Origin of the sequence: Eggerthella sp. (genome assembly GCF_048329335.1) — a bacterium.
Classification (GTDB): domain Bacteria; phylum Actinomycetota; class Coriobacteriia; order Coriobacteriales; family Eggerthellaceae; genus Eggerthella; species Eggerthella lenta.
On the sequence record NZ_DBFEGU010000416.1, the window covers coordinates 1 to 7,844 of the forward strand.

The following is a 7,844-nucleotide window of genomic DNA, read 5'->3' on the forward strand; positions in this document are numbered from 1 at the left end:
ACACCGTGGAGGCCAGGTTCTGCCCGACGATGGATGCACTCGCGCGCACTTTCGCCAGAAGGCTGGCCTCGTCGACGTCGACGGTGGACAGCACGGCCCGTTGTGCGCCGCAGTCGCGCACATGGCGCACGAGCGCGCGGGTGTCCACCCCTTCGACGGCCACCACGCCGTGGTCGCGCAGGTAGTCGGGCAGGCCCTGCGCGCTGCGCCAGTTCGACGGCGTCGCGCACAGGTCGCGCACGACGAGGCCGCGCAGGGCGGGCTCGTCCGCCTGCGCGTCGTCCACGTTCACGCCGTAGTTTCCGATCTGGGGATACGTCATCGTCACGATCTGACCCGCGTACGACGGGTCAGTGATCACCTCGAGGTAGCCCTCGAGCGAGGTGTTGAAGCAGATCTCGCCGAACACCTCCCCCGCCGCCGCGCACGACGTGCCGCGGAACACGGCGCCGTCCTCCAACACGAGCGCCGCGGGCGCGCCCGCGGGCTTCGACGTCCCCTGCAACAACCGCTTCGAAATCTCGCTCAAGCTTCCATCCTTCCGTTCGGGCAACGCCCCTACAAAAAAGCGCCTCCATCTGATGTGGGAGGCGCACGGATGCAGGGTGTATGTTGCGCACCTTGTCGGTCTCTCCGTACCGCCCTTAAAGGTCGAAGCGTAGTATACGCCTATAACGAGTTTTATCGATTAGAAATGCAATATTTTCTACTATTCGAGTATTTTTATGCAATTACAAGAAACGATACCGAAAGACGCGCACAGCTTCCGACCGTCGGACGTTCTATCCCGCCGGCGGCCGGCGCACGCGTGCCGAAGAAGCGGCGTGCCGCGTGCGATTCTTCCCGCAATGTTGCGTTTTTTCGGACCGTATCGGCATGCATCGAAAGTAATCATTGCAAACTGCCTGATCATCGTCTCGCGCTTTTCCGTGTCGATGAGAACGCCCCGTCAAACGCAACATTCCTGTGATAATCGCACATCGAGGCCGCACCTACGGCGGCCGGCCTAGTCGTAGCCCACCGGAAGCCCGAGCTGCCGCCGGAGCCGCAGCTTGCGAGCATGGTAGTCCGACACGCGCACTTGCACGCGCTTTCCCAGGAGCCGACGTATCGTGTCGGCTATCGCGTCGGTTGCAGCCAGGCTGTCCAGCTCGTCGTTCGTGACGCCTACGACCGTCCAGCCCATCGCCATCAACGCGTTCGTCCTTCTAGAATCCCTGATACGGCTTTCCTCCCCTTCGTGCATCTCCCTGCTTTGGTACTCCACGTCGAGTTTCGCATCCGCCCAGCAAAGGTCGCAACGAAAACTCGATCTGCCGGAAGTCGTGCGGGCTCCTGCGATTGCCTTCACCTCGTAATTCATCCTCGGGATGCCCAAGCCGTACCCGCCGTACGATGTCGGCAAGCCCAACACGAGCGCCTGCTTCGTCTCCCTCGGAGAAGCCGAACCATCCGCCAGGTACGGCAGGACGCGCGCCACGATCCGAGCGCCCGCGATGGAAGGGTTGAGCGAAACGAAGCTGCGTAGAGAACGCATCGTCATCAAAGGAGGCACCTGATACGCAGGAGCGGTCGACGTTCGCCGAGTGCGATAGGTTCCGCAAAGCTCGTAAGCAAGTTCAAGCAGATCGATCTTGTTTTTCGCTGACGGAGCCGCCTGAACGCAGGCAAACGGCGCACTGCATACGCCAACACCGTCCGACAGCCGGAGCAAGGGCTTCCCACGCATCTGCCGTGTGCACACGTGCGACACGCGACGCGAAGTGGAGCGGCATCTTGAAGCCGCTCCCAGGAGAATATGGACGGGACGCTCGATCGATAACCCAGGGCGATCGTTCTCAATGCGCTTGACGACCTCTTCGAGCTCCCGCGCACTCGGCGCACGAGCGGGAAGCCGCCACGCCGTGTCGCCAGACCCTGCAAGCTCCCGCGCGTCGATCGCCCTCAACACCTGAAAAGCCGTTTGATGGGAGAAGCAAACCTGCATAGGTTCCATTGGAGCCTCCTCGTCTGCCCTGGGCTGCGAGGATCTTGCAGACGTGGTACTAGGAAGCGAGGGCCCGGCTTCCTCCATGGGCTGCTTCAAAAAAGAAGAGCGCCTGCACTGGCTCGATAAGGAGATGATTTTATCACGCAGTGCCCGCCCGGATGCCCGATATTTCCCGTAATGTTGCGAAAGAACGCGCATCAATCGGACATTCTCCAGCAGTTGCGTTTGCAACCAGGGAAAACGCGCAAAAGCACTCAGGATCGCCCTTCTTCTACCCCCGCAACGCAACATTGCAGGAAGAATCGGGCATCTGGAACCGCAGCGGGCGACCTGCGCCGCCTAGTCGGCTCATCGGAGCGTTTCTTACGCCCCGTATGGCCATTGGGCGCACCGGGCATCGCGCAGAACGGCCCCGCATCGTTCGCTCGATGCGGGGCCGCGTGGTTCGAAGATCGTGCAGGGCTCGACCCTACTCGACGATGGCGCCGTCCTCCATGGTGGCGTAGCCGCCCACGTAGACGTCGGTGGCGCGGCCGGTCAGCTCGACGCCGATGAAGCCCGAGTTCACGGCCTTAGACTTGAAGTCCGCGGCGTCCACCGTCCAGGCGGCGTCCGGGTCGATGACCGTGAGGTCGGCCGTCGCGCCCGGCTCGAGGGCCACGCGCTCGACGCGCAGGATCTCACGGGGACGCACGGCCATGAGCTCGACGGCGCGCTCCCAGCTGATGACGCCCGGCGCCACCAGGTTCGTGATGACGAGCGAAAGCGCCGTCTCTAGGCCGATCATGCCGAAGGGCGCCAGCTCGAACTCGGCGTTCTTCTCGAAGTCGTTGTGCGGCGCGTGGTCGGTGACGATGGCGTCCACCGTGCCGTCCTTCACGCCTTCCACCAGCGCGGCGGCGTCCTCGGCCGTGCGCAGCGGCGGGTTCACCTTGAGGAAGGTGTTGTAGTCGTCGCCGATGGCGTCCTCGGTGAGGAACAGGTGGTGCGGCGTGACCTCGCAGGTGACCGGCAGGCCCTCGGCCTTGGCGGCGCGCACCAGGTCCAGGCCGCGCGCCGTGGTGAGGTGCTGGATGTGCAGCGGGCAGCCGGTGAGGCGGCAGATGGCGATGTCGCGGGCGATCTGGATCTCCTCGCCTTCGGCCGGCCAGCCCAGCATGCCCAGGCGCGTCGACACGACGCCCTCGTTCACCTGGCCGGCGCCGACGAGGTCCTCGTCCTGGCAGTGGCTCATCACCACGCGGTCGAACTGCGCGGCGTAGTCCATGACGCGGCGCATCATGCCCGCGCCCTGCACCCCGCGGCCGTCGTCGGTGAAGGCGACGGCGCCGTGCGCCACCATGTCGCCCATCTCGGACAGCGTGTCGCCCTTGAGCCCCTGCGAGCAGGAGCCGGCCACGTGCACGCGGCACTTGCCCACGGCCGCCGCGCGAGCCTTCACGTACTCCACGCCCACGGCGTTGTCGATGACGGGCTTCGTGTTCGGCATGCAGCACACCGCCGTGAAGCCGCCGTGCGCCGCGGCGCGCGTGCCGGAGGCGATGTCCTCCTTCAGCTCGTAGCCGGGCTCGCGCAGATGCACGTGGATGTCCACGAGACCGGGAACGACGATCTTGCCGCCCAGGTCGCGCTCGACGCCCTTCTCCATCGCAAGGTTCTGGCCGATCTCGACGATCTTCCCGTCGCGCACGAGGATGTCGGCCGTTTCGTTCAGACCGACCTGCGGGTCGATCACGTGGGCGTTCTTAAGCAGTAAGGCCATCTTCGCTCCCTCCGAGCAGCAGGTACATTTCGGCCATGCGGGTAAGGATGCCGGCATAGACCTGATCGAGAATGACCGAGCGCTTCGGATGGTCGGCCATGTAGCTATCCAGTTCGACGCCGCGGTTGATGGGGCCGGGATGGCAGATGAGGGCGTCGGGCTTCATGAGGTGCTCGCGGTCCTTCGTGAGGCCGTACAGCATGTTGTACTCGCGCAGCGACGGATACGGCGCGCCCTCGAGGCGCTCGCGCTGGATGCGCAGCATGTACACCACGTCGAGGTCGGGCAGCGCCTCGTCCAGCTTCGTGGTCACGTGGTCGGCGCCCAGGATGTCGGGGCGCGCGGGAAGCAGCGTCGGCGGCGCGACCACCGTCACCTCGCAGCCCATGATCTTGAGCGCGGGGATCAGGCTGCCGCACACGCGGGAGTGCCCGATGTCGCCCACGACGCCCACCTTGAGGCCGTTCAGGTCGCCCTTGACCTCCCAGATGGAGTAGAGGTCCAGCAGCGCCTGCGTGGGGTGCTGGTGCTTGCCGTCGCCCGCGTCGATGACGTGCGCGCCGGAGACGTCGGCGATCTTGCGGGGCACGCCGGCGTGCTTGTCACGCACGATGATCATGTCGATCTTGTAGGCGCACAGCGTCTCCACCGTGTCCACGAGGCTTTCGCCCTTCACCGTGGAGGTGGAGCTGCCGCCGAAGTTCAGGCTGTTGGCGCTCAGGCGCTTCTCGGCGATCTCGAACGAGGAGCGCGTGCGGGTGGACGGCTCGTTGAACATGTTGACCACGGTGACGCCCTTGAGCGTGGGCACCTGCTTGATGCGGCGCTCGTTGACTTCCTTGAAGCGGACCGCCGTTTCCAGAACGGTCATGATGTCGTCGGCGGAGTACTCCGTGATGTCGATCAGATGCTTGTGATTGAAAGCCATGCCCTATTCACCTCCCAGCGGTGCCGAACCCGCGCGGGAGCCCGGAGCGATTTCCAGTATCTCGACCTCGGACTTGCCGTCCGCCTCTTCCAAGAACAGGCGCACGTTCTCGTCGGAGGAAGACGGGACGTTCTTGCCCACGAAGTCGGCGCGGATGGGCAGCTGACGATGGCCGCGGTCCACGAGGACGGCCAGCTGCACCGTGGAGGGACGGCCGATGTCCATGAGCGCGTCGAGCGCGGCGCGGATGGTGCGGCCGGTGTACAGCACGTCGTCGACGAGCACGACGTCCTTGCCGTCGAGGTCGAAGAGGATGTCGGTGGAATGCACCTCGGGCGAGAGATGCGTCGCGAAGTCGTCGCGATAGAAGCTGATGTCGAGCTTGCCGAGCGGCACCTTCGTGCCCTCGATGGCCTCGATCTTCTCGGCCAGGCGCTTGGCGAGCAAGTCGCCGCGCGTCACGATGCCGACGAGCGCGATGTTGCCCGCGCCCTTGTTGGTCTCGAGGATCTGATGCGCGATGCGCGTCAGCGACCGCTCGATCTCGTCTGCGTCCATGCAGACGGTCTTGACCGTTCCTGCGTCGTTCATACACACCCTTTCTTGACGTCGAGTGCGTACAGACGGACCTGCTCTCCGCCGGGTTCCGCGCCCGCTCCGGCGATGCCGGGCGTCCGCGTCGCCCCCGAGTTGGCGGCGTCTGCGCGAGGGCATGAAAAAAGCCTCCGCGACAGACAAAGGCTTCGACTCGTCGCGCTCTTGTTCGGGTGAGCGCTTGGGGTTCTACCTTGTCGGTCTCTCTGTACCGCTTTTAAAGGACTGGAAGCAGTATATTCGGTTCGGAGCCGATTTGTAACCCCTTTTATGCAGAAACTTGCGAGAATATGTATAAGGCGAGGTCGCGCAAGCGCCTATGCGGCCGCCTTTCGACGACCGGGCGGGCGAACCTTGCGGCACGCCCGCCCGACGATGAGCATCGGTTACTTCGCGAGCTTGCGGCGCAGCGCTAAGGCCACGACTCCGGCGGCGGCCAGCATGGCGAAGGAGGCGCCCGCCAGCGCGCCGGCGTCCATGCCGGTCTTGGGCGAGGTCGCGCCCGTGTCGGCGCCGGACGGCAACGCAGCCGACGTATCGGCAGCAGGCTCGTTGGCGGCCGGTTCGTCGACGTCCGCCTTCGAGGGGACGAGCGTCATGACGAAGTCGGCGCTGTAAGAGGCATCGCCTTCCTGGTCGCCGAGGTTGAACATCTCGGACGTGAAGTTGAAGCTGCTCTGGTCGACGGCTCTCGTCACTTCGAACGTCTTGGCGATGCCAGCGCTTCCCGCGCTCGGCTTCACGTGCACCTCGAGCTTGTTGCAACCGGCGTACTGGCCGCCCGCGAGAAGCGCCACGCCGAAATCGATCTTCTTGGTCGCGTTCTCGGCAACGACCCTGAACGAGGGCATGCCGTCCAGCGCGTCGTCGGCCGTCTCGCTCGTAGCGATGACGGCGAACGAAGACGCCCTCGCCTCGCCAGAGAGGACGCACGAGCCGTCTTCGTTCGACGCGCTCTCCTGCCACGGCCCGATCGAGCGGGCCGCGGCCGACTCCTGCGCGGTCGCCTGATCCGCCGTCGGCTCAGCCGCCTCGTCGGCCCACGCGAGCGCGGGGAGCGCGCACGCGAGCATCGCAGCGCACAAAAGCGCGGCCAGCTTCTTCTTCATATCAGCACCTCTCTCGTCGATGCGCCTACCCGAAGGCGCAAGCATTCCACAGCCACCTCATGCTAGAGCATGGAGACATGCCGTTCGACCCCTTCGACGAAAGAGGCTCCGCCTATTGCGAAAGCGGGGGCGCAGCTCACGCAGCAGGCTTCTCGCCCACGAGCACGGCCGTAACGATATAGCGCACCGGGTCGCTGGTCAGGGCCGAGCGGCAGGTGCTGAGCTGCACGATGCGGTCGTCGGCATCGAGCTGCGCGCCGTCGCGCACGTTCGCCTTCGGGTCGTCGGGCGCGAGCACCGATGCGAAGTAGCCCGTCCGCACGGCGGGGTCGGAGAAGTCGAACGAGTTGAGGATGTGCCGGTCGTCGTACTCGTAGGCCGCCACCACCTCGTAGGCGAGGATGCGATCGGGCAGGTAAACGTACAGCTCGGGGTTGTCGGCGAAGAACGCCGGGTCCTCGTAGGCATGCAACGTGGCGAACATCGCGTCGTTCACGATGTTGTGGCCGTACAGCACGGTGACGGGATCGGAGAAGTCGGTCGCGTTCGCCATCTGGGAAAACACCGCGCCTTCGACGGCCGGCTCGCCGTAGCGGTCATGATCGAGGTAGAAGAAGTCGTCTCCCGGCCGCTGGAGCACGGGAAGGTTGACGTTCGTGTTCGGCACGTAGAGCCACGCGTAGACGTCGGGGCTCTCCCGGCGCAGCGCCTCAAAGTCGATAGGATTCTCCGCCGGCTCGTCCGCAGGCGCGTCGTAGGCGCGCTCCACCGCCGGCAGCGGCTCGCGCTCGACCGCGCGCACCGCATCGGCCGCCTGCTGCCGTTGCCAGGCGAGATAGCCGAACCCCGCCGCCGCCCCGGCGAGCAGCACCGCCAGCAGCACGACGAGCGCCATCGCGCCCGGATCGCGCCGTACACGCCCGGAATGTCTCAAAGGAAGCCCTTTCTCGCTCGGGCGCGCCTACGCGCCGCGCGCCGTCTGGGCAATTCAAAGGCAACCGGCGGGCGCGGTCAAGGCGCACGGCGAAACCGGGCGCGTGCACGGCGAAACCGGATGGATCGCCCGCAGGGGCCGATCCCCCTACCCCGTGACGCGCTCGGAACGCGACAGGACGCGGATACGGCCGTCGCGGCAGTGCGACGCGAGGGTGACGCCCAGCTCCTCGGCGCGGCGCACGGCCTCGTCGGTAGCCGACTTGCGGCTGACCAGCACCGGGCAACCGGCGCGATAAGCCTTGAGGGCCATCTCGCAGCTGATGCGCCCCGTGATGAACAGCGCCTTGTCGCGCACGTCCACACGGTCGAGCCACGCCTGCCCCACCAGCTTGTCCATGGCGTTGTGCCGCCCGATGTCCTCGCGCACCAGCAGCAGCTCGTCCGAGCCCGCCGCGCCCAGCCCGCAGCCGTGCACGCACGCGCCGGTGTTGCGGCGCGGGCTGCGCTCGCACAGCTCCTCCATGC

The 7,844-nt window shown here is 65.8% G+C and carries 8 protein-coding genes; all 8 read right to left on the reverse strand.

The window, feature by feature from the left end:
- Nucleotides 1–529: carbamoyl-phosphate synthase domain-containing protein (locus ACMO6A_RS12850; RefSeq protein WP_418471374.1), on the reverse strand; the 529-nt coding region annotated here is incomplete at its 3' end.
- A 477-nt stretch (nucleotides 530–1,006) separates the two neighbouring features.
- Nucleotides 1,007–1,543, reverse strand: coding sequence for a DUF559 domain-containing protein (locus tag ACMO6A_RS12855; RefSeq protein ID WP_226843995.1), 537 nt, complete (start codon nucleotides 1,541–1,543; stop codon nucleotides 1,007–1,009).
- A gap of 916 nt (nucleotides 1,544–2,459) precedes the next feature.
- The gene (locus ACMO6A_RS12860) at nucleotides 2,460–3,752 is read right to left on the reverse strand and encodes a dihydroorotase (RefSeq protein ID WP_009608706.1); all 1,293 of its coding nucleotides are present in this window, start codon (nucleotides 3,750–3,752) and stop codon (nucleotides 2,460–2,462) included.
- Nucleotides 3,736–4,680 carry an aspartate carbamoyltransferase catalytic subunit gene (locus ACMO6A_RS12865; RefSeq protein WP_009307088.1) on the reverse strand — a complete coding sequence of 315 codons (945 nt, stop codon included), beginning with the start codon at nucleotides 4,678–4,680 and terminating at the stop codon, nucleotides 3,736–3,738. The genes ACMO6A_RS12860 and ACMO6A_RS12865 overlap by 17 nt, the downstream gene beginning before the upstream one ends.
- Before the next feature lie 3 nt (nucleotides 4,681–4,683).
- On the reverse strand, nucleotides 4,684–5,271 hold the full coding sequence (gene pyrR / locus ACMO6A_RS12870; protein ID WP_009307089.1) for a bifunctional pyr operon transcriptional regulator/uracil phosphoribosyltransferase PyrR: 588 nt from the start codon (nucleotides 5,269–5,271) through the stop codon (nucleotides 4,684–4,686).
- A 389-nt stretch (nucleotides 5,272–5,660) separates the two neighbouring features.
- Nucleotides 5,661–6,383: a hypothetical protein gene (locus ACMO6A_RS12875; RefSeq protein WP_226843997.1), complete on the reverse strand. Its 723-nt coding sequence runs from the start codon at nucleotides 6,381–6,383 to the stop codon at nucleotides 5,661–5,663.
- A 136-nt stretch (nucleotides 6,384–6,519) separates the two neighbouring features.
- Nucleotides 6,520–7,317: a class B sortase gene (locus ACMO6A_RS12880; protein ID WP_226844001.1), complete on the reverse strand. Its 798-nt coding sequence runs from the start codon at nucleotides 7,315–7,317 to the stop codon at nucleotides 6,520–6,522.
- A 147-nt stretch (nucleotides 7,318–7,464) separates the two neighbouring features.
- The coding region (locus tag ACMO6A_RS12885) for a formate dehydrogenase accessory sulfurtransferase FdhD (protein WP_418471375.1) at nucleotides 7,465–7,844 on the reverse strand (380 nt) is incomplete at its 5' end.